The following is a 26,876-nucleotide window of genomic DNA, read 5'->3' on the forward strand; positions in this document are numbered from 1 at the left end:
AAGACGGAATTTTTGGAGAATACCCATGCGCGCCGAAGCGCAGGCTCACGTAGACACCATCAACGACGCGCTGGCGCTGCTGCGCCGCTTCCTCGACTGGGACCGCGCGCTGCGTCGTCTTGACGAGCTGAACGCGCGCGTCGAGGATCAGGCGCTCTGGTCCGATCCCAAGGCCGCGCAGGAGGTGATGCGCGAGCGTCGTCGTCTCGACGAGGCGATCAGCGCGACACGCGCGATCCAGAGCGAGCTGTCGGACACCGCCGAGCTGATCGAGATGGCCGAAGCCGAGGGCGATACCGAGATGGAGGCGGACGGCGTTGCGTCGCTCGCCGAACTCGCCGCGCGTGCGGACAAGGACAAGATCAAGGCGCTGCTCGCGGGCGAGGCCGATGCCAACGACACCTATATCGAGGTCAACGCCGGCGCCGGCGGGACCGAGAGCCAGGACTGGGCCGGCATGCTCAGCCGGATGTATTCGCGCTGGGGCGAGCGCCACGGGCTGAAGGTCGAGCTGGTCGACCAGCATTCGGGTGAGCAGGCCGGGATCAAGTCCGCCACGCTGCTGCTGAAAGGCGAGAACGCGTACGGTTACGCCAAGACCGAGAGCGGCGTGCACCGTCTCGTCCGGATCAGCCCGTACGATTCGGCGGCGCGACGGCACACGTCGTTCGCCAGCGTCTGGGTGTATCCGGTCGTCGACGACAATATCGAGGTCGAATACAACGAGAGCGACCTGCGCATCGACACCTACCGCGCGTCGGGCGCCGGCGGCCAGCACATCAACACGACCGACTCGGCGGTGCGCATCACGCACATTCCGACCGGGATCGTCGTGCAGTGTCAGAACCAGCGTTCGCAGCACAAGAACAAGGCCGAGGCATACAACCAGCTCCGCGCGCGTCTGTACGAGCGCGAACTGGCGATCCGCGAGACCGCGGCGAATGCAGAGAACGCCGGCAAGACCGACATCGGCTGGGGTCACCAGATCCGCAGCTACGTGCTCCAGCCGTACCAGATGGTGAAGGACCTGCGCACCGGCGTGGTGTCGACCAGCCCGTCGGACGTGCTCGACGGCGACCTCGAGATGTTCATGGCCGCGGCGCTGTCGCAGCGCGTGACCGGCGAGGCTGTCGAGGTGGAGGACGTCGATTGAGCTTGCGGGGTGCCCTTGCCCTGATGGTCCTGCCGATGCTCGTGCTGGGCGCGTGTGACGGCAGCAAGCCGCTGATCAAGCGTGAGCCCAAGGAGCCGGTGTTCCCCGCCGCCGATCGTCCGGTTGCGTCGATCGTCTCGACGCGCTGGTCGAACGAGGAAGCGCGCGACCGGCTGAACGAGGCCGGCGAGGTCATGAACAAGGGCGAGATCCGCAAGGGCATGACGGTCGCGGATATCGGCGCGGGCGAAGGCTATTACACGATCCGCCTCGCGGCGCGCGTCGGCAAGGACGGCCGCGTGCTCGCCGAGGACATCATCCCGGCGGTGCGCGACCAGCTCGCGGAACGCGTTGCGCGCGAGGACCTGGCGAACGTCAGCGTGAAGCTGGGCGAGGCGAACGATCCCAAACTGCCCGAGGCGAGCTTCGACCGGGTGCTGATGGTGCACATGTATCACGAGATCGAGCAGCCCTACGAGTTCCTGTGGCGGTTGCGGCTTTCGCTGAAGCCCGACGGGCTGGTGGTGGTGGTCGATGCGAACCGCCCGACGCAGAACCACGGCACGCCGCCGGCACTGTTGAAGTGCGAGTTCGCGGCGGTGGGATATACGCAGGTGGATACCGACGACATGCCCTCGGCCGGGGGGTACATCGCGACGTTTCGTGCTACTGGGCCGCGGCCGGCGCCGGAGGCGATACGGGCGTGTCGGCTGGGGTGAGCTTTGGTTCGGGTCGTGGCTCAACCAACCACGCCACCCCGGCGAAGGCCGGGGCCCAGTTGGGAAGGCAGCAGTAACGGCGTTCGGCGCTAAGTTGGCGACGTCCCCCAACTGGGCCCCGGCCTTCGCCGGGGTGGTGGAATTGGGGGTTTAGCGCTCCTTACACCACACCCATCGTCGCAGACTTGAGAACCGGTCGTCCGCAATCCAACGGCAGCCCACCCTTTTTTGTTCTCCCGCGAAGGCGGGAGCCCAGTCTGGGTCCCCGCCTTCGCGGGGAAACACGCTTTTGGGTCGTCATCTGGGAGACGCCCCCCCATCTCGCTGATGCCAGCCACAGGTTCGGTCGGGATAGATGCGACAAATCAGACGATCCCCATCGCTCGCAAACTCGTCAGCTCGTCCCCCGCAATCACCAGATGATCGAGCAACACAACCTCCAACGTCCGCAACCCAGCGGCCAGCGCCCGCGTGAACGCCACGTCCCGCTCGCTCGGCGTCGCATCCCCGCTGGGATGGTTGTGCGCCATAATTACGCCCATCGCGCCGAACGCCAGCGCATCCATCGCCACCGTCCGGATCGAGATCGTCACCTGATCCCGCCCCCCGACGACATGTCGCATCCCGAGAAGCCTCCGATCCGGATCAAGATACGCGACCGCTACCGTCTCGACCGTGGCATCACGCAAGCTGGCAAACAGCGCGTGCGCCTCTCCCAGACCGGCGATACGAGGGGAAGGCACGGGCGACGGCGGCACAGACCCGCCTGCCCCGCGACACCGGCGACCGCACGCGCAACTACATCCGCTTGAGCCCGCCCGCGCACCCGACTACGCAGGCCCGCATGCGCCAATATCTAGACCTCATGGACCGCGTGCTCTCGACCGGCGTCGAGACGATGGACCGCACCGGCACCGGCACGCTCAGCGTGTTCGGCGCGCAGATGCGCTTCGATCTCGCGCAGGGCTTCCCCGTGCTCACCACCAAGAAGCTCCACCTCCGCTCGATCATCGTCGAGCTCCTCTGGTTCCTCCGCGGCGACACCAACGTGCGATGGCTGCAGGAGCACAAAGTGGCGATCTGGGATGAGTGGGCTGACGAGGCGGGCGATCTCGGCCCGGTCTACGGCAAGCAATGGCGCGACTGGGTCGCCGCGGACGGTCGCCACATCGACCAGATCGCCGAGCTGATCGCGCAGATCAAGACCAACCCCGCCTCGCGCCGCCAGATCGTCAGCGCATGGAACCCCGGCGACCTCCACGCGATGGCGCTCGCGCCGTGCCATTGCCTCTTCCAGACGCACGTCGCCAACGGCAAGCTGTCGCTCCAGCTCTACCAGCGCTCGGGCGACATCTTCCTCGGCGTGCCGTTCAACATCGCCAGCTACGCACTGCTCACGCACATCCTCGCGCGGCAATGCGGGCTCGAGGTCGGCGAGTTCATCTGGACCGGCGGCGATTGCCACCTTTATTCGAACCATCTGGAGCAAGCGCAGTTGCAGCTGACGCGCTCGCCCGGACCTCTCCCGCGCCTTGAGATTCTCCGGAAGCCGGACTCGATCGACGCGTACGAGTATGAGGATTTCGTCCTCCACGATTACGTCGCGCAAGCGCATATCAAGGCGCCCGTCGCGGTCTGAACAGAGAGCGACGCCGCGGCAGCGCCGCGCGACCGAATCGCAATAGGAACCGCCCGTGCGCTGTGCGGTTCAGATGCGCATGGATATCACACAGCTCATTCTCGACGAACACGCGCAGCAGCGCGCCCTATTCGCACAAATCGATTCGATCGACGCCAAGGACACCGAGGCGCTGTCGGCGCTCTGGACCCACCTCAAGAACCTGCTCGACGCGCATGCTGAGGCGGAAGAGCGCTTCTTCTACCCGCGGCTGATGAAGATCGGCACCGGCGGCAACGACGCCGACTCGGCCGCCGAGGAAACCGAAGACGCGATCGAGGACCACAACGACATCCGCGACACCGGCGAAGCGGTCGACAAGCACCCGGTCGGCTCGGACGCATGGTTCGAGGCGGTCGGCGAGTGCAACAAGGCGAACAGCGATCATCTGGCCGAGGAAGAACGCCAGGGCCTGACGGATTTCCGCAAGCACGCGACGCTGGAAGAGCGGCACGAACTGGGCGTGCGGTTCGCTGCGTTCGAGGCCAACCACCTGAACGGGGTGAAGGTCGTCGACAAGGACCCCGAGGCGTATGTGAAGGAACACGCGCCGGGTTGATTGGCGCAAATACCGACGCCCATTCTACCACCCCGGCGAAGGCCGGGGCCCAGTTGGAAAGGTGGGAATGACGGGACGCAGCGCTCGGTTGGGAACGTTTCCCAACTGGACCCCGGCCTCCGCCGGGGAGGTGCTAGGGTTAGGTTTCGGCATAATCCCCGGACTAGAACCCCGCCCCTCATTCCGGCATGACCGCCGCATGATCACCTTCTACCTCGCCCGCGCCAGCAACGGCGTCATCGGTCGCGACGGGCAACTCCCCTGGCGCATCCCCGCCGACCTAAAGCGCTTCAAGGCGCTGACCATGGGCAAGCCGATGGTGATGGGCCGGAAAACGTTCGAGAGCTTCCCGAGCCCCCTACCCGGTCGCCGCCACATCGTCCTCACGCGCAGCAACTGGACTGCTGACGGCGCGGAGGTCGCACATTCGGTCGAGGAAGCGCTCGCAATGGCGGGCGACGACGTGGCGGTAATCGGCGGCGCGCAGATCTATGCGCAGTTGCTTCCCCATGCGGACCGTATCGAACTGACCGAAGTCCACGCCGCCCCCGACGGCGACGCGACCGTCCCCGCCTTCGACGGCTGGCACGAGATCGCCCGCGAAGACCACCCCGCCGAAAACGACCGCCCGGCCTACAGCTTCGTCACGCTCACCCGCCCCTGAGTTGTTCTCCCGCGAAGGCGGGAGCCCAGACTGGACTCCCGCCTTCGCGGGAGAACAAGAAAGTGCGGGGCAACAAGGTTACGGAAGGACTATCGCCTTTCGCGACGGCTGGTTACTGACCCGCGCATGCAACGTCTCGACGGCGGTGCGGTGCTCCCGTCGTATCTGGCGAACGGGATCGTCGCGCTGGGGAATTTCGATGGATTTCACCTCGGTCACCAGGCGGTGGTCGCGCGCGCGGTCGCCTGGGCGCGTGCCGAGGGGCGCCCCGCGCTGGTCGCGACGTTCGATCCGCATCCGGTCCGCCATTTCCGCCCCGATACCGCGCCGTTCCGCCTGACCACGCTCGATCAGCGCCAGCAGCTGTTCAAGAAGGCCGGCGCCGATGCGATGGTCGTGTTCAATTTCGACGGCGATCTCGCCGCGTTGACCGCCGAGCGCTTCATCACCGAACGGCTCGAACGCAACCTCCGGGTAGCGGGGGTCGTCACCGGCGAGGACTTCACCTTCGGCAAGGGCAAGGCCGGCACCGTCCGCACGCTCGCCTCGCGTGGGCCCGCGCACGGATTTCGCGCGGAAACGGTGAGCGCGATCGAGCTGGAAGGCGAGACCGTCTCTTCCACCCGCATCCGCGAGGCACTGCGCGCTGGCGACATGGCCACCGCCACCCGCCTGCTGACGCGCCCGTTCGCGATCCAGGGCTTCGTCCAGCACGGCGACAAGGTCGGCCGCACGATCGGCTATCCGACCGCCAATCTCGACATGGGCAATTACCTACGCCCCGCCTACGGAATCTACGCGGTGACCGGGCGGCTGGAGGATGGTCGCGTGCTCAAGGGCGCCGCGAACCTCGGCATCCGCCCGAGCTTCGATCCGCCCAAGGAACTGCTCGAGCCGCATTTCTTCGATTTCGGCGAAGACCTGTACGGCCAGCGGATCGAGGTTTCGCTGATCGAGTATCTCCGCCCCGAGGCCAAGTTCGCCAACCTCAATGCGCTCATCACGCAGATGGACGCCGACTGCGCGCGCGCGCGGACGATCCTGGCATAACCGCGCCCCTCTCCGCGAGGGAGAGGGATGGCAACGTGAGCCGCTACCGGCTACAGCCCGGCCCACTTATGACCGATACTCCTGCGCCCGCCCGCGATTACCGCGATACCGTCTTCCTGCCGAAGACCGACTTCCCGATGAAGGCGGGCCTCGCCGCCAAGGAGCCGGCGATCCTGGAGCGCTGGGCCAAGCTCGGCATCTACGACCGGCTGCGCGAACAGCGGCTCGGGCGCGAGCGGTTCATCCTGCATGATGGCCCGCCCTACGCGAACGGCGACATCCATATGGGCCACGCGATGAACAAGGTCCTGAAGGACATCATCGTCCGCTCGCAGTCGCTGATGGGCAAGGACGCGCCGTACGTCCCCGGCTGGGACTGCCACGGCCTGCCGATCGAGTGGAAGGTCGAGGAAGCGTACCGCGCGAAGAAGCTCAACAAGGACGACGTGCCCGTCGACCAGTTCCGCGCCGAATGCCGCGCCTATGCCGAGAAATGGGTGGCGGTGCAGAAGGCCGAGTTCGAACGCCTCGGCGTGATGGGCGACTGGGCCGACCCGTACCTGACGATGAAGTACGAGGCCGAGGCCGCAATCGTCGGCGAGCTGCTCAAGTTCGCCGAGAGCGGCCAGTTGTACCGCGGCGCCAAGCCGGTGATGTGGTCGCCGGTCGAAAAGACCGCGCTCGCCGAGGCCGAGGTCGAGTATGAGGACATCGTCTCCACGCAGATCGACGTCGCGTTCGAGATCGTCGACGCGCCGAATGCGCCCGAGCTGGTCGGCGCGCATGCGGTGATCTGGACGACCACGCCGTGGACGATCCCGGTGAACCAGGCGCTGAGCTATGGTCCTGAGATCGAGTATGTTCTGCTGGCAGACGGCGATCGCCGTTACCTGATCGCAGATGCGCTAATCGACAGCTTTTTTGCCCGTACCCTCACCTCTCGTCATCCCGGCGGAGGCCGGGACCCACTTACCAACGGGGGAGACCGCGGCGAGGTGGGCCCCGGCCTCCGCCGGGGTGACGGAGAGGAGGGTGGCGCTGCCATCCTTTGGCGCGGGAAGGGTTCTTCTCTCGCTGACGCCACCGCACGTCACCCGATGCACGCACTCGGCGGGTTCTTCGCAAAGCCGCGTCCGTTCCTCCCCGGCGAGTTCGTCACGACCGACGCGGGCACCGGGCTCGTCCATATGGCGCCGGACCACGGCGAGGACGATTTCGAACTCTGCAAGCAATACGGCATCGACCCGGTCTTCGCGATCGACGGCGCGGGAATGTACCGTGCCGACTGGGCATGGCTCGGTGGCCAGGGCAGCGTCATCAACAAGAAGTTCGTGAGCGCGGACGGTCCGATCTGCACCGACCTGCGCGAGGTCGGCGCGTTGCTGGCGGCGAGCGACGACTTCAAGCACAGCTACCCGCATTCGTGGCGCTCGAAGGCCAAGGTGATCTTCCGCGCGACCCCGCAATGGTTCATCCCGATGGACTCGTCTTCTCCTGCTCCCTCTCCCCTGCGGGGAGAGGGTCGGGGTGAGGGGCAGCCAAGCAATGCCGCGCCCGGAACAGCCCCTCACCCCAGCCCTCTCCCCGCAGGGGAGAGGGAGTCAGAAAGTGGCAACGGCGCCACCCTCCGCGAAATCGCGCTCGACGCGATCGCCGCGACCACCTGGATCCCCGCGCGCTCCGAAAACCGGATCACGTCGATGGTGCAGGGCCGCCCCGACTGGGTCATTTCGCGCCAGCGTGCCTGGGGCGTCCCGATCGCGCTGTTCGTCGACCGCGCCACCGGCCAGTACCTCAACGACCCCGCGGTCAACGCCCGCATCGTCGAAGCCTTCCGCCAGAACGGCGCGGATGCATGGTATGCCGACGGCCACCAGGCGCTGCTCGGCCCCGACTACGACCTCGCCGACTATGAGGTCGTGAAGGACATCCTCGACGTCTGGTTCGACTCCGGCTGCACGCACGTCTTCACCGTGGAAGCACGCTACGGCGAGGGAACACGCGCCAACCTGTATCTCGAAGGCTCGGACCAGCATCGCGGCTGGTTCCAGTCGTCGCTGCTCGAAAGCTGCGGCACGCGCGGTCGCGCACCGTATGACGCGGTCCTCACGCACGGCTTCGCGCTCGACGGCCAGGGCCGGAAGATGTCGAAGTCGCTCGGCAACGTCGTCGATCCGCTCAAGATCATCGGCGAGTCCGGCGCGGACATCCTCCGCATGTGGGTCGCCTCCACGGATTATTTCGACGACGTGAAGATCGGCAAGGAGGTGCTCGCCACCGCCTCCGACGCATACCGCAAGCTGCGCAACACGTTCCGCTACATGCTCGGCGCGCTCGAAGACTTCGACGAGTCGGAGCGCGTCGCCGTGTCCGACATGCCCGAGCTGGAACGCTACGTGCTCCACCGCCTCGGCATGATCGACACCGAACTGCGCCAGGCGGCCGAAGCGTACGAGTTCAACCGCTACACGCGCCTGCTGACCGACTTCGCGAGCGAGGACCTGTCCGCGTTCTTCTTCGATATCCGCAAGGACTCGCTCTATTGCGACGCGCCAAGCGACATCAAGCGCCGGTCGTACCGCACCGTCCTCGACGTGCTGTTCCACGCGCTGGTCCGCTACGCTGCGCCCGTCCTCTGCTTCACCGCGGAAGAAGTGTGGCAGTCGCGTTTCCCGAGCGACGACAGCTCGGTTCACTACCTTGAGTGGCCGACGCTGCCGTCGCTTGACGCCGACGACGTGGTCGGCAGCAAATGGCATGAAATCCGCCAGTTGCGCGTGGCCGTCACCGAAGCGATCGAGCCACTCCGCCGCGAAAAGACCGTGCGCTCCAGCCTGGAGGCCGAAGTTACCGTGCCGTCGATGCTGCTAGATGCAGACGCGCTCGCCGAAGCGTTCATCGTCGCCAAGGTCACGCCGGGCGACGCGGTCACCGTGACGCGCACCGACTTCCACAAATGCGGCCGCTGCTGGCGTCACCTCCCCGAGGTGACCGTCGATGGCGAACTCTGCAACCGATGCGACGAGGTAGTGGCCGATGCGTAACCTGCCAAAAGCCGGGTTCGGGGCGGCGATCGCGCTCTTCCTCGCCGACCAGATCAGCAAATGGGCGGTGACCAAGCCGCTCGGGATCGATTCGCTCGGCGATTCCCAGACGATCACGTCGTTCTTCGACCTCCGCTTCGTCCCCAACATCGGCATCTCGCTCGGGCTGCTGCCCGCCGACGGCCACCTGACCCGCTGGGCGCTGGTGCTGCTGACCGGCGCGATCGCGGTCGGGGTCGCGGTGTGGATGACGCGCGAGAAAAACCCTGCCGATCAGGTCGCGCTCGGCTCCGTGCTGGGCGGGGCGATCGGCAATATCCTCGACCGGATCCGGCTCGGCTATGTGGTCGATTTCTGCGACCTGCATATCGGCGAGTGGCGTCCGTTTTTGGTCTTCAATGTCGCCGATGCAGCGATTACTGTCGGCGTGCTCGTCCTGCTTGTTCGGGCGCTCCTCGTGCGCGAGAAGCCCCCTGTGGAGAATTCCCATGCGTAAGTTCGTACCCCTGGCCGCCGGCCTCACCTGCGTCGCGCTGCTCAGTGGTTGCGGGGCAGGCCGAAGCCTCGATCGCGCCCGCCCGGACGAGTTCGCCGTCGCGCGCCAGGCGCCGCTGGTGATCCCGCCCGACTTCGCGCTGGTCCCGCCGCAGCCCGGCGCCGCCCGCCCGCAGGATACCGCCGCCAACGCGCAGACGCTCGACGCGCTGTTCGGTGGGGCCGCTGCGCGCAGTCCGGCCGAGTCGGGTGTCGTCGCCGATGCGGGCGCCGACAACGACGATCCCGGCATCCGCTCTAGCGCAGGCGATCCCGGCACGACGGTGGTCGACAAGGGCTCGACGACGCGCGACATCGTCGCGGCGCCAGAGGGCGACGGCCAGGACGCGAAGACCACCGCGAACTGATCGAGCCCTAGCGGCTGACGAAAAAAAGGGCGGCTCCTCGCGGGGCCGCCCTTATTTGTATCTAACGATGTGGTTCGAAGAGCAGGAGATGCCAGTGGAAGCCTTAGCTTCCCTTCCTTGTTCTCCCGCGAAGGCGGGAGCCCAGTCTGGGTCCCCGCCTTCGCGGGGAAACAAGCTTTCAGGTTGAAGGGCGCGGAAAGCTCGCCGCGCCCACTCTCAGGCGTTCAGAACGCCGCGGTCAGCGACACCAGTACCTTGCCGTTGGCGATCGAGCCATTGCCGTCCTGGCCACGGCTGAAGCTCGGCTGAAGATACGCCGACTCGCCCTTGCCGATGTCGGTATCGACATACGCCACGCCCAGCGTCAGCGGAGTCGTCGGGATCACGTAGTCCGCCCCGAACAGCCAGTCGAAATACTCGCCGGTTGGCGACACGCTGGTCGCGAACGGGCCAAGGCCCTTGTTGCCGTTCGAATAACCGACATGCGCCTTCACGGTCAGTCCCGTGTTGGGGATCCCGCTGCTGATATCACCCCAGAGATAGAGATTGTCGTCCTTCGCATTGACGCGGTCGTAAACGCCGGCCGCCGCCGATGCCCCGTTGGTATACCACGGCCCCAGCGCCTGCTGCTTGGGTGCGTAGGCGACACCCGCGAGCAATGCGACCGGGCCGACGGTGCCCGACAGCTTGGCATAGGGCTCGATGAAGTCGGTGTTGTCGAAGCCGCTCGGGTACATGTACCAGGTCGCGCCGACGTCGAGTGCGCCGCCGCCGACGGGCACCTTGTAGCCCGCGATCAGGTCGAGCTCCATGTTGGCGCCGCCGAACGTGCCCCAGCCTGCGAGGTTGGAACCCCAGGTGCCGATGTACAGCCCGCTCTTGTGCGTGATCGTGATGCCGCCCTGGACGGCGAGATTTTCGTCCGACTGCGACACGCCGCGGAAGCGGTAGTCGCTGACGAGCCCGACCGCGCCGCTGACCGTGACCTCCTTGGGAGGTGCGGTGTCATCCTGCGCGAACGCTGGCGTTGCGGCAGCCAAAGCAATGCCGCCGAGAAGAAGTGTGGTGAAGCGCATCGTTTCCCTTTCGATACCGGAAGTCGATGTCCGCCCTGCATCCGTGGACGCCGCATCTTTCGGGGCAGAACCCCAGTGCGGTCTTTCCAACGGTGACACCGCGATGACAGCCCATGGTGCGCCGCACAAGCGAATCTTGCGTACAATCGGGCTTTGACAGCACGCATGTTGCGCAACCGCCACACTCATTTCGAAGACAACCGGCGCGTCCAACGTGCGTTCAGCGTGCTAGGACGTTGATCGACCGTCGGTTTTCCCAACCCTCGCGCTCGAGTTCGGGGATAATCGCGTCGGTCTCGGGATAACCAATGCAGAGATATGCGACGAAGTGCCAGGTCTCGGGCACGTCGAGGATCGCATGGATCCGCGACGGGTCGAGGATCGAGACCCAGCCGAGGCCGATCCCCTGTGCGCGAGCGGCGAGCCAGAGCGTGTGGACCGCAATGACCGCGGAGTACGCGACGGCTTCGGGCATGGTCCGGCGTCCGAGTCCGTGACCCTGGTCCGGATCGGGTTCGACGAACACGGCGACATGGCACGGCGCCCGTTCGAGCCCGGCAAGCTTCAGCCGCGCGTAGCTAGCGGCCCTTGCCCCTTCCTCCGTCGTCAACGCCGCCGCATTGCACGCCTCGAAATCCGCGCGGACCGCGAGGCGGCGGGCGGGGTCGTCGACGGTGACGAACCGCCACGGCTGGCTTAGCCCGACCGACGGCGAGGCGTTGGCGATCTCCAGCAACCGGTCGAGCAACCCGGCCGGCAGCGGGTCGCACCGAAAATGCCGGACATCGCGGCGCCAGCGGAACAGCGTTTCCAGTTCGGCTTGAAACGCGGGTGCAAAAATCGGTGCTTCGGTGATCGCCCCCGCGCGCACGCCTTGGCCGGAAATCGCCTAAGTCCGCGCGGCAGAGAAGGCCGCAAGCCCGGCTTCGAGGTCGGCGATCAGGTCGGCAGGGTCTTCGAGACCGATCTGGAGGCGGACCATCGGGCCTGCGGCTTCGCGCTTCGTGACGCTGCGGTAGCGATGCGGGTCGGCGGGGATGGCGAGGCTTTCGAAGCCGCCCCAGCTATAGCCGATGCCGAATAGTTGCAGCGTGTCGATCAAGGCGGCGCGGGACGCTTCGTCACCGCCGTTCAGGACGAACGAGAAGAGGCCGCTCGAGCCCTTGAAGTCGCGCACGAACAGGTCGTAGCCGGGGCAATCAGGAAGCGCAGGGTGGAGCACCTGCGCGACTTCGGGACGCGATTTGAGCCAGTTCGCGATGGTCAGCGCGCTAGACTGGTGTTGCGCGAGGCGGACCGCCATCGTGCGCAAGCCTCGGCTGCCGAGCCAGCAATCGTCGGGGCTGGCGACCTGGCCGAGCTGGAAACTCGTCTCGCGCAATTTCTTGAAGTGACCGGGCCCGGCGGTGACCGAGCCGAGCATGACGTCGGAATGGCCGACGACATACTTCGTGCCGGCGAGGATCGTCAGGTCGACACCGCGCTCGATCGCCGGGAAGAACAATGGTGTGGCCCAGGTGTTATCGAGCAGCGTCGTCACGCCGCGCGCCTTCGCGGCGGCGACGATCGCGGGGACGTCCTGTACCTCGAAGCTCAGCGAACCGGGGCTTTCCATGAAGATCGCTCGCGTGTTCTCGCCGATCAGGTCGGCGATGCCCGCGCCGATCATCGGGTCGTAATAGCGCGTGGTGATGCCGAACCGCTTGAGCAGCCCGCCGGCCATCCCGCGCGTCGGGTCATAGGCGCTGTCGACCAGCAGCAGCTCGTCGCCGGGGGACAGCACCGACAGCAGCGCCGCCGCGATTGCCGCGACGCCCGAGCAATAGAGGAACGTTCCCTCCGCACCGGGCTCGAGCGAGGTCAGCGCGTCGGCGAGGCTCCACTGCGTCGGCGTACCCTTGCGCCCGTAGAATAGCCGGTTATGCGTATCCCGCGTGGCGCTTTCGCGGAGGTGACCGACGGAATCGTACAGGATTGTCGAGGCGCGCCAGACCGGTGGGCTAACGATCCCCTGAGTCCATTCCGGGCGACGACCTGCGAGCACGACCTTGGTCGCGTCGCCGACCGGCTTGTTCGTGTCGCTCATGCCGTGCCTGTCGCTTTCGGTGTCTCGGGATCGCCGCCCCATTCTGACCAGCTGCCGTCGTACAGCGCCGCGTCGTTACCGAGCAGGTGCGCGCCGAACGCCAGTACCGACGCGGTGATGCCCGAGCCGCAGGTCATCACGATCGGCTTCGTCAGGTCGACGCCCGCCTTGTCGAACTCCGCCTTCAGCGCGTCGCCGGTCTTCCACGTCCCGTCGGCGTTAAACACAGCGCCTTGCGGCAGGTTTTTCGAGCCCGGAATATGCCCCGGTGCGGTGCCCGGCCGCGGGTCTTCCTGCGCGCCGGTGAAGCGCGTCGCGGACCGCGCGTCAAGCACCTGCTCCGCGCCGCTTGCGACGTTCGCCTTCATCTGGTCGAGATCGCGCACGCCCTTCAGGTCCGCCCATGTCGTGAAGTGACGATGGCGCGGTGTTTCCTTGCCCGACGCCGTCTCGCGCGCCTCGGCCTGCCACTTGGCAAGCCCGCCATCGAGGATCGCGACGTTGTGCGCGCCGAACAGCCGCAGCAACCACCACGCGCGCGCGGACGTGTGCCAGGGCGAACTGTCGTACAGCACGATCCGGCTACCATCGCCGAGCCCCAGCGTCTGCATCCGGCTCGCGAATTTCTCCGCTGAAGGGAGCGTGTTGGGCAGGTCGCTGTCGGTATCGCGCAACTCGCTGAGGTTCATGAACACCGCACCGGGAATATGCGCCGCTTCATACTCCGCGGCTGCATCGCGCCCTTCGGCGTAGGTCGCGTCGACGACCAGCAGATCGCTCGCGCCCAGTTCGTTCGCCAGCCATTCGGTGCTTACCAACGCGTCCATATGCGGCTCCTTGTGCTCGATCGGTCAGTAGCCAGCCGGGCCGCTCGCGTCGAGGGAGGCGACGAACCCAGCCGCCTGCGCCCGCGTCGCCTCGCGGTCCGCCTCGGACTGTTTCGCCCAGTTGCGGTACGGCATCGCCAGCCGGTTGTTGCGCCCGAGCTTGTCCTCGTGCCGCGCGAGGAAATCCCAATAGAGCGCGTTGAACGGGCACGCATCGGGCCCGATCCGCTGCTTCACGTTGTAGCGGCAGGTCCCGCAATAATCGGACATCCGGTCGATATACGCGCCCGACGAGATATACGGCTTCGACCCCAACAAGCCGCCATCGCCAAACTGGCTCATCCCCAGCGTGTTGGGAAGTTCGACCCATTCGTACGCGTCGACATACACCTCGAGATACCAGAGGTGCACTTTGGCCGGGTCCGCGCCGATCAGCAGCGCGAAATTGCCCGTCACCATCAGCCGCTGGATATGGTGCGCGTGCGCGGTCTCCAGCGTCTGGCCGATCGCCTCGCGCAGGCAGTGCATGTCGGTCTCGCCGGTCCAGTACCAACCGGGCAACTCGCGGTGGTGATCGAGGAAGTTGCGCTCGACATAGTCCGGCCCCTCGCGCCAGTAGATCCCGCGCATATATTCCCGCCAGCCGATGATCTGGCGGATATACCCCTCGACCGCGTTCAGCGGAGCACGCCCAGCGCGATATTCCGCCTCCGCCCGCCGGCAAAGATCGAGCGGATCGAGCAGCCCCGAATTGATGTAGGGCGACAGGATCGAGTGCCACAAATGCCGCTCGCCGGTGAGCATCGCATCCTCGTAGTCACCGAACTGCGCGAGCGCGTGCTTGAAGAAATTCGCCGCCTGCCGCTCCGCATCCTTCGCGGTCACGGCGTATTCGAACCCGTCGAGGCTCCCCGGATGATCCGCGAACCGCTCCGCCACCAGCGCCAGCACATCCTGAGTGATCGCGTCCGGCTTGAAGACCAGCGGGCGCGGCATCAGCAGGTCGTTCTTGGCGGGTTTCCGATTCTCCTTATCGAAGTTCCAGCGATCGCCCTCGGGCTTGCCGGCGGTCATCAACAGTCCGGTGCGCGTCCGCATCTGGCGATAGAACCACTCCATCGTCAGCGACTTCCGCTCCGCCGCCCAGGTCTCGAAATCGGCATGGCTGGCGAGGAAGCGGTCGTCGCTGCGGATCTCGACGGGGATGCCGAACAGCGTCTCCCAGCTTTCGAGCATCGCCATCACGCGCCACTCGCCGCCCTCGGTCACGACGATCCGCTCGGGGTCATGCCGCTCGACCGCGCGCGCGATCTCGCCGGTAAAGCTGCCCGCGTTGTCGGGGTCGTCGAGCGTGGTGTATTCGACCGTCCAACCGGCCTCGCGCAGCGCCTCGGCATGATGCCGCATAGCCGACAGGATGTACGCGATCTTGCGCTTGTGGTGGCGAACGTAGGTCGTCTCCTCGTCGACCTCCATCATCAGCACGATCGTGGTTTCGGGATCACAGCCCCGCAGCGAGGCGAGATCGATCGTGAGCTGGTCGCCGAGGATCGGTACGAGTGTGGTTTTCTTGCGCGTCATCGCATCCTACATGGCGGCACATGACCGCTCCCCAGAACCCATTGCATCTCGGCCAGAACAGCGCCCTCCCCGCCTCTCCAGAAGAGGCCGTGCTCGATTATGTTCCGAACCCGCGCCCGGGTCGCACGTATCTCGTGCGGTTCGCGGCGCCCGAGTTCACGTCGCTGTGCCCCGTCACCGGCCAACCCGACTTCGCGCACCTCGTCATCGACTATGTCCCCGGCGAGACGATCGTCGAATCCAAGTCGCTGAAACTGTTCCTGAGCAGCTTCCGCAACCATGCCGGGTTCCACGAGGATTGCACTGTCGGCATTGGCGAGCGCCTGTTCGACGAGATGAAACCGGTGTGGCTGCGCATCGGCGGTTACTGGTATCCGCGCGGCGGAATCCCGATCGACGTGTTCTGGCAATCGAGTGCACCGCCGCAAGATCTGTGGCTGCCGGACCAGGGAGTCGCCTCGTATCGCGGTCGCGGTTGAGGCGCCTGAAATATCGGTTTGATTTAGATTGATATTATTCCCGTGCTGCACTGCAGTATGTGATGAAACTTTATGCTACCTGAACCGTTCAAATGGATGCGCGACCGGGTTCTCCCAGAAGTGCGCGCTCAAACGAGGGACAGGGTATGGTGAAACCGGCGGACGGTGGGAATATCGCGCGACTGGCGCTGATCGGTAATTTCCTGCCGAGACAGTGTGGCATCGCCACCTTCACGACCGACGTTTTCACGGCCATGCGCGCGCGCTTCCCCGAGATCGCCGTCGACGTCTATGCGATGGACGATCATCCCGGCAAATACGACTACCCGGCTGAAGTCACCGGCACGATCCCCGAGCCCGATCTTTCGGCCTATATCGACACCGCGCGGAAGATCGAGGCCAGCGGCGCACAGGCGATCTGGCTCCAGCACGAATACGGCATCTTTGGTGGCCCGGCCGGCGAGCACATCCTCGCGCTGCTCGATCGCACGACGCTGCCCGTTATCGTCACGCTGCACACGATCCTCGAAAAGCCCAACGCCGATGAGCGCCGCGTGCTCGAAGGGCTGCTGCGTCGCGCTGCCCGCGTGGTCGTCATGGCCGAGCGTGGCCGCGACATCCTCCAGCGCGTCTACGGCGCCAATTCGCGCCAGATCGTCATGATTCCGCACGGCGTGCCCGATCGCGACCTGCTCGATCCCGCCGTGCTCAAGGACAAGTTCGGCTGGGAAGGGCGGAAGGTCATGCTGACGTTCGGCCTGCTCGCGCCCAACAAGGGGATCGAGACGGTCATCAACGCGCTGCCCGCGGTGATCGCGAAGCATCCCGACCTGCTGTACGTCGTGCTCGGCGCGACCCACCCGAACCTCGTCGCGTATGAAGGCGAGAAATACCGCGACAAGCTGAAGGCGCTCGCCGCCGAGAAGGGCGTCGCCGAAAACGTCTCGTTCGTCGACGCTTTCCTCGAGCATGGCGAACTGCTCGATTATCTCCAGGCGTCGGACGTCTATGTGACGCCGTACACCAACCCCGCGCAGATCACGTCGGGCACGCTCAGCTACGCGATCGGCGTCGGCAAGCCCGTCATCTCGACGCCGTACGTGCACGCGACCGAGATCCTCGCGGATGGCCACGGCGTGCTCGTCCCGTTCGGCGACGTCGATGCGTTCGCACGCGAGATCGATGCGCTGATGTCGAACGACCGCGATCGCAACCGTCTCGCCGAGCGTGCCTATGCGCGCGGCCGCACGATGATCTGGCCGAAGCTCGCCGAGGCGATGATGACGGAGATCCGTGCGATCGTGGCGGCGCGCCCTTTTCGCCTCGCCAAGGTGCCAGCCCCGCTGAAGCAGCTGACGCCTGATTTCGCCGCGGTCGAGCGGATGAGCGATTCGACCGGCATGCTCCAGCATTCGATCTATTCGATCCCCGATCGTCGCCACGGCTACTGTATTGACGATAACTGCCGCGCGCTGATGCTGATGAGCGCGATGCCGGGTCTCGACGACGTGACGCGCGACAAGTGGATGACGATCTACGCGTCGTTCGTGCAGTACGCTTGGAACCCGGACACGCGCCGCTTCCGCAACTTCATGAACTTCGATCGCACCTGGTGCGAGGATTCGGGCTCGGAAGATTCGAACGGCCGCACGCTCTGGTCGCTCGGCGTCACCGCGCGCGATGCGCAGGCCGCCAAGCACCGCGACTGGGCGACGGCGATGTTCGATTCCACCGCGTCGATGGCGTTGGAACTCGGCAGCCTTCGTGCGCAGGCGTTCGCGATGCTCGGCGCCGCGGCGATGCTGGAGGCCAAGCCCGGTCACCAGCTGTCGCTGTCGATCCTCGAAGCCTTCCCCAAGGTCCATCTCGACCTGCTCGCCAAGGCGCGCCGTCCGGAATGGCAGTGGTTCGAGATCGTGCTCGCCTATGACAACACGCGTCTTCCGCAGGCGCTGATCCGCGCAGGCCAGGCGCTGGGGCGTCAGGACCTGATCGACTGTGGCCTCGCCACGCTCGACTGGATCGTCGCCAAGCAGACCTCGCCGGAGGGTCGGTTTCGCGCGGTCGGCTCGGAGAGCTTTAACCGCCCCTACGCGGAGCCGTTGCAGTTCGACCAGCAGCCGCTGGAGGCGCAGGCCACCGTCGACGCGTGCGCCGCGGCGTACGACGCGACCGGCGACGTGCGCTGGCGTGACGAGGCGTTGCGCGCCTACGGCTGGTTCCTCGGCGTCAACGACCTCGACCTGCCGCTCGCGAGCGTCGCGGATGGCGGTTGCTATGACGGCCTGATGCCCAACGGGCTCAACCGAAACCAGGGTGCCGAGTCGATTTTGGCGCTCCAACTCGCAAGTTGTGCCATTTCAGGGGTATCAAAGGCAGCGCAAAGCGTGGCAGGAGCGGCGCGCGTCGTCGCCTAGCCACGCTAGAGACAGCCTGACAGGCGACGGTGCGCTGAGTGGAACGACGCGGGGCACTGCTACGATGGATCTGTTCAACCACCAGCTGCGGCTGCACGCGGACCCTTCGCGTGTCGTCGTGCGGCCGTTCCATATCGCCTGGGGCGGTCATGGCGGCGCACCGAGCCGTACCGAGCGGCTCGTCGGCGAAGTGCTGGAGATGTCGCCCGCACAGGCGCGCGCGCAGCTCGAGGTCGTGCTGAAGGATTTCGAGGCACGCCACTGGCAGACGCGGCGCGTGTTCATGACGCGCTACGACCAGATCGAGGACATGCTCGGGCTGAATGGTGCGGAGATCGGCGACGAGAAGCGCCAGCTGATCGGCGCGTATTTCTGCCACGAATACAGCTATGCCGCCGCTGCGCTGATGAACCCGAGCGCGGTGCCGCATTTCGACCAGTCGGGCATGCCGCCGGGCTCGATGCGTATCCTGATGAGCCTGCGCGCGGTCGGCGAGGGTCACATTTCCTCCGTGGCCTTCCGCGAGGGCATCATCACCTGCGAAAACCAGATGAAGCTCGCACCGGAACCCCCGTTCGCGACCGCGACGGATGCGGTCGGCAGCGGCGAGGACGAGATGCCGATCGGCCCCGTCACCGTCTATCGCCACCGCGACAGCACGCTGAGCGGCACGGTGATCTTCCCGATCACGCAGGCGCAGTCGAAGGGCCTCGAGGATCTCCGCATCGTCCGCTTCCAGCACGAGGACGGCGATTACGAGTGGATCGGCACCTACACCGCGTATAACGGCTCGGTGATCCAGTCCGAGCTGATGCGCACCCGCGATTTCCGCGCGTTCGACCTCGTGCCGATGACCGGCCCCGCCGCGCGGAACAAGGGCATGGCGCTGTTCCCGCGGAAGGTGAACGGCCAGTACATGATGATCGGTCGGCAGGACGGCGAGAACCTCTTCCTGCTCAAGTCCGACACGCTGACCGACTGGGACGACGGCGAAAAGATCCTGACGCCCGAATATCCGTGGGAGCTGGTGCAGATCGGCAATTGCGGCCCGCCGATCGAGCTCGACGAAGGCTGGCTCCTGCTGACGCACGGCGTGGGTGCGATGCGCAAATACTCGATCGGCGCGGTGTTGCTCGACAAGGACGACCCGTCGAAGGTGATCGGCCGGACGAGCCAGCCGATTTTGGCGGCGAAGGACCAGGACCGCGAGGGGTATGTCCCCAACGTCGTCTATAGCTGCGGTGCGCTGAAGCATGGCGACACGATCTTCATGCCGTACGGAATCGCCGACAGCTCGGTGGGCTTCGCGTTCGTGCCGATCAAGGACATGCTTGCTGCGATGAAGTGAGGCTAGTGGGTTAGCCCCCTTGCCCACACCAAAGCACCACCCCGGCGAAGGCCGGGGCCCAATTGGGGGACGCAGATAACGGCGAACTGCGCTCCGTTACGACCACCTTTCCAATTGGGCCCCGGCCTCCGCCGGGGTGGTGGAATGGACCAAGGTCCCAACCCAATCTTGTTCTCCCGCGAAGGCGGGAACCCAGTCTAGATCCCCGCCTTCGCGGGGAAACACGCTTACCTACCCCCTCTCCCCTCGGGGGAGAGGGAAGGGGCCCGCTCGGCGCTTGCCGGGTGGGAAGGGTGAGGGCACGCGCGTTACCGCGAAGCCGCCATCGTCCGCCGGTACATCACCCACGTCAGCACCGCGAACAGCAGCGTCCCGCCAATCAGCGCCACGCTCGCAAACCCATCGCCAACCAGCGCCAACGGCGTCTCCTTGTTGGTAAGGTACACGATCCCCGCAAAGCCAACGCCCCACAACGACTCCCCGACGATCATCCCCGTCGCGGTCAGCACACCCATCCGCCTGGCAAGCTCGGGATCGCGAGCCCGGTCCGCCCAGCGATCATATGCAAACCCCACGACCGCCCCGATCGTCACCGGCAACGTCACCGACATCGGCAGATAAACCCCGAGCCCAACGCCCAGCGGCGGCAACCGCAGCTTCCCCGCCTTGCCGAGCAACTCGTCGACCGCGATCACGACCACGCCCGTCAGCGCGCCATATCCGATCATCGCCCAGTTGAGGTTCCCCCCCAGCACACCCTTGGCCAGCGCCGAGATCAACGCCGCCTGAGGCGCCGCCAGCGCATTCGGCCCCGCCCCCGGCGCCCCCGCAAACCCGAGCGTGCTCCCCAGCAGGTTCAACACCGGCGGCACCACGATCGACCCGAACACCACGCCGATCAGCAACGCGACCTGCTGCTTCCACGGCGTCGCGCCGACCAGCTGGCCCGTCTTCAAATCCTGCAGATTGTCGTTCGAGATCGTCGCGATGCCGAACACGATCCCCGTCACGATCAGCCCGTACGCGACCAAAGCCTGCGTCGTTCCCGGCTCGACCGCACGGCCGAACCACGACACCAGCAGGATCGACGCCGCGAGAATGGCGAGAATGCCGATCCCCGACACCGGCGAGTTCGACGCACCGATCAGCCCCGCCATGTACCCGCACACCGCCGCGATCACGAGACCGATGACGAGGATGAACACCAGGCTCCCCGCGATCAGCCCGACCGCCGAAGCCTCCAGCGGCCCGCCCTGCAACACCGTCCAGAGCAGGATGCCGATCGGCACCAGCATCGCCAGCGACCCGATCCCGACGATCCCGATCGGAATGTCGCGCTCTTCGAGAGCCAGCACTTCGCCGCCGCGCTTCGCCGCCGACGCCGCCAGCGCCGAGCGCACACCGCCGACCACCGGCCCGGCGATCTTCAACAACGTCCAGATCGCCGCGACGCCGATCACTCCCGCGCCGAAGAAGCGGACGTCCGAGCGGAACACGGTGTTGGCGATCACTTCCGCGGTCCCGGTGACGCTCCCGCCCGAGGTCAAGATCGGCAGCAGGATCCACCAGCCGATCACCACGCCCGCGAACATCGCCATGCCGACCGAGATGCCGACCAGATGCCCCGCGCCGAGCAACGCGAACGACAGCCCGCCCGAGATCCCGGTCGCGCCCGCGCCGACGCGGAACCACGTCGCGGCCTCGGCGGCGGCGAGCTTGGTCTGCGTCAGGATCGCGAACCCGGCCGAAACGACCGCGTTGGCGACGATGATGCCGAGCCCGCGCGCGCTCTCCTCGCCGCCCTCGCGACTACCCGCACCGACCTTCAGAACCTCGGCGGCCGCGCGGCCCTCAGGGTACGGCAGCACGGTGTCGACGACGAGCGCACGACGCAGCGGCACCGAGAACAGCACGCCGAGCACGCCGCCGAACATCGTGATCGCCGCGGTCGTGAAGAACGGGAAGCCCTGCCACCAACCGATCATCACGAGGCCGGGCAGCACGAAGATAATCGCGGCGAGCGTGCCCGCGGCGGACGCGATCGTCTGGACGATGTTGTTCTCGAGGATCGTCGAATCCTTGAACAACCGCAGCACCGCCATCGAGATCACCGCAGCCGGGATCGACGTCGCGAACGTCAGTCCGATCTTGAGCCCGAGATACACGTTGGCCGCAGTGAACAGCAGCGTGATGATCCCGCCGAGCACGATCCCGCGAAACGTAAGCTCGCGCATGCTGGTCTCGGGGCCCGTGTCGGTTACGCCCCGCGTCGCGTCGGTCATCTGGTCAGCCTCAAAGCAATTCGGGCGACTTGTGCCATGATGTGGGTCGTGAGGAAACCGTATCGACCGCCAGAAGCGTGTTCTCCCGCGAAGGCGGGAGTCCAGACTGGGCTCCCGCCTTCGCGGGAGAACAAGGAAGGGCGGGCTGACCTCGCCCAACCCGCAACCCAAACCTACCGCGTAGCCATCCGACGCGCGAAATGCACTTCTACCGCCCGCGTCACGCTCTCCGCGATCCGGTGCCGCCCCTCTTCGCTATCCAGGAACGCAGCGTCCTGCGGGTTCGAGATATACCCCGTCTCGAACAGGATCGACGGCATGTCCGGCGCCTTCAGGACCATCAACGACGCCATCCGGTGGAAGTTCGCCTTCAACGGCATCAACGGCCGGGCCTCACGCCCGAGCAACCGCGCAAAGGTCGCCGACGCGTTCATCGTCTCGCGTTGCGTGAGGTCGATCAGGATCGACGACACGTCCGCAGGCGCCTCGCCGAGATTGACGCCCGAGATCACGTCCGCCTTGTTCTCGCGCGCCGCCAGCCGCGCGGCCTCCTTGTCGGACGCCACCTCCGACAAGGTGTACGCCGTCGCGCCGGTCGCGTTCTCCGACCCAGTGCTGTCGCAGTGGATCGAGATGAACAGGTCCCCCTTCAACCGCCGAGCGACGCCGTACCGCTCGCGCAAGATCAGGTAGCGGTCGTCGTTCCGCGTCAGGGCCACGCGCACGCGCCCCGACGCCAGCAACTCGTCGCGGATCGCCTTGGCGACCTTCAGCGTCACGTCCTTCTCGCGCAGTCCGTTCGGCCCGATCGCGCCGGGATCGACACCGCCATGCCCCGCATCGATCACCACCAGCGGCCGCGTGTCGTCACCCTGCACGCGCGGCAGTTTCATGCCTCGCGCCTTGGGCGGTACCGGCACCGACACCTTGTACTTCGGCCGCGACGCAGCCCCGAAATTGAACGGAAAGAAGTTCAGCGGCCCGGCGATCCCGGCTTCCGCGAACTGATCGTAATCGACCGTGCGCACAGCGAGCGTCAGTTCGCGCCCATCGGAGTCGAACCCGCCGTCGGTCACGATCGCCGGCTCGGCCAGATCGAATACCATCCGCATCCCCGACCGGCCGCTGCGCATCTGCGTGACGCCGGTCACCAGCCCGCGCCCCACGACCTCCCGCCCCGGAGTCGCTCCCGACACGTCGACCGCGATCTGGCGCGGGCCGGTCAGCACCCGGCTGGCGGCATCGCCGACCGCCTCGTCGAAGCGGATGACGATCCGCCCGTCCCGGATCGCGACGCTCTGCACGGTCGCCGCCCAGGCGGGGACGCTCGCCAGCCAGCCGGCGATGAGGGCGATGACCGTCAACACCTCGCGTCCTTGCCGTGCGGCCCTGCCGCCGGTCCAGCGAAAACCCATGCTACACCCCTTTGATCGATACATCCGATCTCTGTGAGCGAGCGATAGCGCCTCGCATCACAAGACGCGGTTGCGCAGTGCGGTTAATTTGCCGTTTGCCACGTATTGGCCGGCAAGGCTCTGCCGCCCCGGCAAGTCTGCGCCTCGCTGCCCCTAATTCGAGCCGAAACGCCCGCGAAAGCGACGGTTCCGGGGCTAGTTGCGAGATCGGGTATGCAGTGCTAGTCCTGTCGTACAGCCGTGTGTCGCCTGGATTTTGCCAGCGACGCGCCGGTCTTCACGCCCGCCTGCGGATCCTCGCCGGCGCGGCAATTCAGGTTGACGCTCGAATGACGCATTCCCCCCGCCCCGCACTCCGACCGGCCTTCGCCGACGGACTCGCGGTCGTGCGGGCGCCGCAGGGAGAGTTCCCGCGGCATGCACTTCGCGCAGAGGCAGTTTCGCATACCATCCGCGAGTCCGGGCGTCCGTGCCCGACCGCACCACCATCAAGCGCGCGACGGCTGCCGACAGGCCCGGCGCGCGCGCGGAGAATCTATAATGACAACGCGCATGCTGATCGACGCACGCCACCGGGAAGAGACCCGGATCGCAGTCGTCAAGGGTAACCGGATCGAGGAATTCGATTTCGAGAGTGCCGAACGCAAGCAGCTCAAGGGCAATATCTACCTCGCCAAGGTCACGCGGGTCGAGCCGTCGCTCCAGGCGGCGTTCATCGATTACGGCGGCAATCGCCACGGCTTCCTCGCGTTCAGCGAGATCCACCCGGATTACTACCAGATCCCCAAGGAAGATCGCGACGCGCTGCTCCGTGAAGAAGCCGAGCACGCCGCCGAGGAGGCAGCACTTCGCGCCGACTACGACTCGGACGACGAAGAGGGTGACGACGAGGACGACATCGAGCGCTTCGAGGACGATGGCGGTGTAGACCCCGACGTCGCCGAGGAACTCGAAGGCGGCGAAGCTGGCGAAGCACCCCGTCGCAAGCGCAAGCCAAGCGCCGACGATGCCGCGGTCGAGGACCTGCGCGAGCGTCGCATGAACCTGCGCCGCCGCTACAAGATCCAGGACGTGATCCATCGCCGCCAGGTGCTGCTTGTCCAGGTCGTCAAGGAGGAGCGCGGCAACAAAGGCGCGGCGCTGACCACGTACCTCAGCCTCGCCGGTCGCTACTGCGTGCTGATGCCGAACACGTCGCACGGCGGCGGCATCTCGCGGAAGATCAGCAACGCGGGCGATCGCAAGCGCCTCAAGACGATCATGGCCGACATGCAGCTGCCGCCGTCGATGGGCTGCATCGTCCGCACCGCGGGCCTCCAGCGCTCGAAGGTCGAGATCAAGCGCGACTTCGATTACCTCGCCCGCCTGTGGGACGGCATCCGCGAAGCCACGCTCAAGGCGTCGGCCCCCGCGCTCGTCTACGGCGATAGCGACCTGATCAAGCGCGCGATCCGCGACATCTACAACAAGGAAATCGAAGAGGTCATCGTCGAGGGCGAGGACGGCTATCGCCAGGCGCGCGAGTTCATGCGCCTGCTGATGCCGACGCACGCGCGGCGCATCAAGCATTACGCCGACCCCGTGCCGCTGTTCCAGCGCGCCGGCGTCGAGGATCAGCTTGCCGCGATGTACCATCCCGTCGTCCAGCTGAAGTCGGGCGGTTATCTGGTCATCAACCCGACCGAGGCGCTCGTCTCGATCGACATCAACTCAGGGAGGTCGACGCGCGAGCATTCGATCGAGCAGACCGCGACCGCGACCAACCTCGAGGCCGCTCAGGAAATCGGCCGCCAGCTCCGCCTGCGCGACATGGCCGGGCTCGTCGTCATCGACTTCATCGACATGGATAACAATTCCAACGTCCGTAAGGTCGAGAAGGCGATGAAGGAGGCGCTCAAGAACGATCGCGCGCGCATCCAGATCGGCCGCATCTCGTCGTTCGGCCTCATGGAAATGAGCCGCCAGCGCCTGCGCACCGGCGTGCTCGAAGCGTCGACCCGCGCCTGCCCGCATTGCGAGGGCACCGGCCTCGTTCGCACCGCATCGTCGTCGGGCATCTCCGCACTCCGCCTGATCGAGGACGAAGCCGCCCGCGGTCGCGGTTCGCTGCTCACCCTGCGCGCGAGCCAGGAAGCGGCGGTCTACATCCTCAACCGCAAGCGCGCCGACATCGCCGAGATCGAGGATCGCTACGGCGTGATCGTCGAGATCATCCCCGGCCAGGACGAGGAAGGCGCGCACATGACGGTCGAGGCGAGCGGCCCGCCGCCCGCGCACGCCCCGAAGTTCGTCCAGATCATCGAGGAAGACGAGGACGACCTCCCCGAGGAGATCGAGGACGAGATCGAGGAGGAAGAGGTCGAGGAGGCCGAAGCCGAGCAGCCGCGCCGTCGTGAGGGGGGTCGTGAGCCCCGCGAAGGCAATGGCGAGCAGCGTGCGCCGCGTGAAGCTCGCGATGCGGACGGTGAAGGCGGCAAGAAGCGCCGTCGTCGTCGCGGTCGCCGTGGTCGCGCACGTCCCGGTGAGGAAGGTGCAGCAGAGGGCGTCAACGAGGACGGCACGTTCGAGGACGCCGACACCAACGTCGAAGAGATTGACGAGGTCGAGGGCGACATCGTCGAAGTCGGCGGTGGCGAAATGGTCTCGGCTGGTGCGCCATCCGAGCAGGCCAATGGCGCAGAGGGCGAAGGTCGTCGTCGTCGCGGTCGTCGGGGACGTCGTGGCGGTCGCCGCAACGAGCAGGGTGCCGAGAACGGCCAGTCGGTCGCCGTCAGCAGCGTCGATGATGCCCAGCTGATCGCTGAGGCACCCGAGCCCGAAGCGTATGAGCCGGTCGAGTCGACCTACGCCGAGCCGCCTTACGAGCCGGCGTTCGAACCGGTCGTCGAGGAAACTCCGGTAGCGGAAGTCGCCGAGGGTCCGAAGATGCGCCGTCGTCCGCGTGCCCGTGCGGCAGCCGCAGCGGCGAACATCGCCGAGGCGGTGGCCGATGCAGCACCCAAGGCACGCCGTGGTCGCAAGCCACGTGCGATCGAGGCGGAAGCCGAGACGGTTGCACCGGAGCCCGTGGTCCCGGCGCCAATCGCTCCGGAGCCTGTCGCGGCCGAGCCGGCCGCACCCAAGCCCGGTCGTCGCCGTCGCGAAGCGGTTGCGGAAGCGACGATGGACGAGGTGAGCGCAACGCCCGCCGAGACCATCGAAGCGTCGGCGCCCAAGCCCAAGCGTGCGCGTCGCAAGGCGTCGGACGCGGTGGTCGAAGCCCCGGCGGTGGAAGCGCCGGTCGTCGAGGAAGCGCCTGCCAAGGTCGCCAAGCCCCGCGGTCGTCCGCGGAAAGCAGCCGTGGTCGATGCCGGCGATGCCGCCCCGACCAGCGAGCCGCTCGCCGAGCCGATCGCGACCACCCCGCCCAAGGCCGAAGTCCAGCCCCAGGACGTCGCGCCCCCCCGTACCGATGACGGCGCAAACGACGACCCCGACGGCGCCCCCCGTCGCGGCTGGTGGCAGCGCACCTTCGGCTAACGCCGGAGCCTAGCCATCAAGAACGGGCGCGACCGAAAGGCCGCGCCCGTTTTCGTTTGTGGGGGGCGGGAGGGGCG

At 66.5% G+C, this 26,876-nt stretch carries 21 protein-coding genes; 13 read left to right on the plus strand and 8 right to left on the minus strand.

The window, feature by feature from the left end; genetic code table 11:
- Nucleotides 1–25 precede the first annotated feature (25 nt).
- Nucleotides 26–1,153, plus strand: a complete 1,128-nt coding sequence (prfB, locus tag AC1MH0_RS08050; protein ID WP_056051599.1) for a peptide chain release factor 2 — start codon at nucleotides 26–28, stop codon at nucleotides 1,151–1,153.
- A 23-nt stretch (nucleotides 1,154–1,176) separates the two neighbouring features.
- Nucleotides 1,177–1,872 (plus strand): class I SAM-dependent methyltransferase, encoded by a 696-nt coding sequence (locus tag AC1MH0_RS08055; RefSeq protein WP_480965441.1) that lies wholly within the window; start codon nucleotides 1,177–1,179, stop codon nucleotides 1,870–1,872.
- Between the two features lie 365 nt (nucleotides 1,873–2,237).
- Here AC1MH0_RS08055 and AC1MH0_RS08060 read toward each other — a convergent pair whose 3' ends face one another.
- The gene (locus tag AC1MH0_RS08060) at nucleotides 2,238–2,561 is read right to left on the minus strand and encodes a JAB domain-containing protein (protein ID WP_480965442.1); all 324 of its coding nucleotides are present in this window, start codon (nucleotides 2,559–2,561) and stop codon (nucleotides 2,238–2,240) included.
- A gap of 155 nt (nucleotides 2,562–2,716) precedes the next feature.
- On the opposite strand from AC1MH0_RS08060, the gene AC1MH0_RS08065 reads away from it, so the two are divergent.
- The 7 genes from AC1MH0_RS08065 (at nucleotide 2,717) to AC1MH0_RS08095 (ending at nucleotide 9,769) form a co-directional block, all read left to right on the plus strand.
- Entirely contained in the window at nucleotides 2,717–3,511 is a 795-nt protein-coding gene (locus AC1MH0_RS08065; protein WP_480965443.1) for a thymidylate synthase, read from the plus strand.
- A gap of 79 nt (nucleotides 3,512–3,590) precedes the next feature.
- On the plus strand, nucleotides 3,591–4,109 hold the full coding sequence (locus AC1MH0_RS08070; protein ID WP_480965444.1) for a hemerythrin domain-containing protein: 519 nt from the start codon (nucleotides 3,591–3,593) through the stop codon (nucleotides 4,107–4,109).
- 199 nt (nucleotides 4,110–4,308) lie between these two features.
- Nucleotides 4,309–4,773, plus strand: coding sequence for a dihydrofolate reductase (locus AC1MH0_RS08075; protein WP_480965445.1), 465 nt, complete (start codon nucleotides 4,309–4,311; stop codon nucleotides 4,771–4,773).
- Nucleotides 4,774–4,899: 126 nt separating this feature from the next.
- On the plus strand, nucleotides 4,900–5,823 hold the full coding sequence (locus tag AC1MH0_RS08080) for a bifunctional riboflavin kinase/FAD synthetase (RefSeq protein WP_480965446.1): 924 nt from the start codon (nucleotides 4,900–4,902) through the stop codon (nucleotides 5,821–5,823).
- A gap of 68 nt (nucleotides 5,824–5,891) precedes the next feature.
- On the plus strand, nucleotides 5,892–8,867 hold the full coding sequence (locus AC1MH0_RS08085; protein ID WP_480965447.1) for an isoleucine--tRNA ligase: 2,976 nt from the start codon (nucleotides 5,892–5,894) through the stop codon (nucleotides 8,865–8,867).
- Nucleotides 8,860–9,363 (plus strand): signal peptidase II, encoded by a 504-nt coding sequence (gene lspA, locus AC1MH0_RS08090; RefSeq protein ID WP_480965448.1) that lies wholly within the window; start codon nucleotides 8,860–8,862, stop codon nucleotides 9,361–9,363. Before AC1MH0_RS08085 ends, lspA begins: the two co-directional genes overlap by 8 nt.
- Nucleotides 9,356–9,769 carry a DUF3035 domain-containing protein gene (locus AC1MH0_RS08095; RefSeq protein ID WP_056065856.1) on the plus strand — a complete coding sequence of 138 codons (414 nt, stop codon included), beginning with the start codon at nucleotides 9,356–9,358 and terminating at the stop codon, nucleotides 9,767–9,769. The genes lspA and AC1MH0_RS08095 overlap by 8 nt, the downstream gene beginning before the upstream one ends.
- A 224-nt stretch (nucleotides 9,770–9,993) precedes the next feature.
- On the opposite strand, the gene AC1MH0_RS08100 is transcribed toward AC1MH0_RS08095, so the two are convergent.
- From AC1MH0_RS08100 to AC1MH0_RS08120, 5 genes are all read right to left on the minus strand, one after another.
- Nucleotides 9,994–10,845 (minus strand): TorF family putative porin, encoded by an 852-nt coding sequence (locus tag AC1MH0_RS08100; RefSeq protein WP_480965449.1) that lies wholly within the window; start codon nucleotides 10,843–10,845, stop codon nucleotides 9,994–9,996.
- Between the two features lie 220 nt (nucleotides 10,846–11,065).
- Nucleotides 11,066–11,716, minus strand: a complete 651-nt coding sequence (gene bluB, locus AC1MH0_RS08105) for a 5,6-dimethylbenzimidazole synthase (RefSeq protein WP_480965450.1) — start codon at nucleotides 11,714–11,716, stop codon at nucleotides 11,066–11,068.
- Between the two features lie 18 nt (nucleotides 11,717–11,734).
- Nucleotides 11,735–12,931: a cystathionine beta-lyase gene (metC, locus tag AC1MH0_RS08110; protein WP_480965451.1), complete on the minus strand. Its 1,197-nt coding sequence runs from the start codon at nucleotides 12,929–12,931 to the stop codon at nucleotides 11,735–11,737.
- On the minus strand, nucleotides 12,928–13,758 hold the full coding sequence (locus AC1MH0_RS08115) for a sulfurtransferase (protein ID WP_480965452.1): 831 nt from the start codon (nucleotides 13,756–13,758) through the stop codon (nucleotides 12,928–12,930). Before AC1MH0_RS08115 ends, metC begins: the two co-directional genes overlap by 4 nt.
- Nucleotides 13,759–13,782: 24 nt before the next feature.
- Nucleotides 13,783–15,339, minus strand: coding sequence for a cryptochrome/photolyase family protein (locus AC1MH0_RS08120; protein ID WP_480965453.1), 1,557 nt, complete (start codon nucleotides 15,337–15,339; stop codon nucleotides 13,783–13,785).
- Nucleotides 15,340–15,359: 20 nt separating this feature from the next.
- Between AC1MH0_RS08120 and queF the strand changes: the two genes are divergently transcribed.
- The 3 genes from queF (at nucleotide 15,360) to AC1MH0_RS08135 (ending at nucleotide 19,583) form a co-directional block, all read left to right on the plus strand.
- Nucleotides 15,360–15,818 (plus strand): preQ(1) synthase, encoded by a 459-nt coding sequence (gene queF / locus AC1MH0_RS08125; protein ID WP_056411723.1) that lies wholly within the window; start codon nucleotides 15,360–15,362, stop codon nucleotides 15,816–15,818.
- A 146-nt stretch (nucleotides 15,819–15,964) separates the two neighbouring features.
- Entirely contained in the window at nucleotides 15,965–18,235 is a 2,271-nt protein-coding gene (locus tag AC1MH0_RS08130) for a glycosyltransferase family 4 protein (protein WP_480965454.1), read from the plus strand.
- Nucleotides 18,236–18,299: 64 nt separating this feature from the next.
- The gene (locus AC1MH0_RS08135; protein ID WP_056051630.1) at nucleotides 18,300–19,583 is read left to right on the plus strand and encodes a glycoside hydrolase family 130 protein; all 1,284 of its coding nucleotides are present in this window, start codon (nucleotides 18,300–18,302) and stop codon (nucleotides 19,581–19,583) included.
- Nucleotides 19,584–19,891: 308 nt separating this feature from the next.
- Here the strand turns inward: AC1MH0_RS08135 and AC1MH0_RS08140 are convergent, their stop codons facing one another.
- Both AC1MH0_RS08140 and AC1MH0_RS08145 read right to left on the minus strand, forming a co-directional pair.
- Nucleotides 19,892–21,865, minus strand: coding sequence for an OPT family oligopeptide transporter (locus AC1MH0_RS08140; protein ID WP_480965455.1), 1,974 nt, complete (start codon nucleotides 21,863–21,865; stop codon nucleotides 19,892–19,894).
- A gap of 173 nt (nucleotides 21,866–22,038) precedes the next feature.
- Complete coding sequence (locus tag AC1MH0_RS08145; RefSeq protein WP_480965456.1) at nucleotides 22,039–23,280, minus strand: N-acetylmuramoyl-L-alanine amidase; 1,242 nt, start codon at nucleotides 23,278–23,280, stop codon at nucleotides 22,039–22,041.
- Nucleotides 23,281–23,832: 552 nt separating this feature from the next.
- On the opposite strand from AC1MH0_RS08145, the gene AC1MH0_RS08150 reads away from it, so the two are divergent.
- Complete coding sequence (locus AC1MH0_RS08150) at nucleotides 23,833–26,799, plus strand: Rne/Rng family ribonuclease (RefSeq protein WP_480965705.1); 2,967 nt, start codon at nucleotides 23,833–23,835, stop codon at nucleotides 26,797–26,799.
- Nucleotides 26,800–26,876: the final 77 nt, after the last annotated feature.

The organism is Sphingomonas sp. AP28, assembly GCF_056680455.1.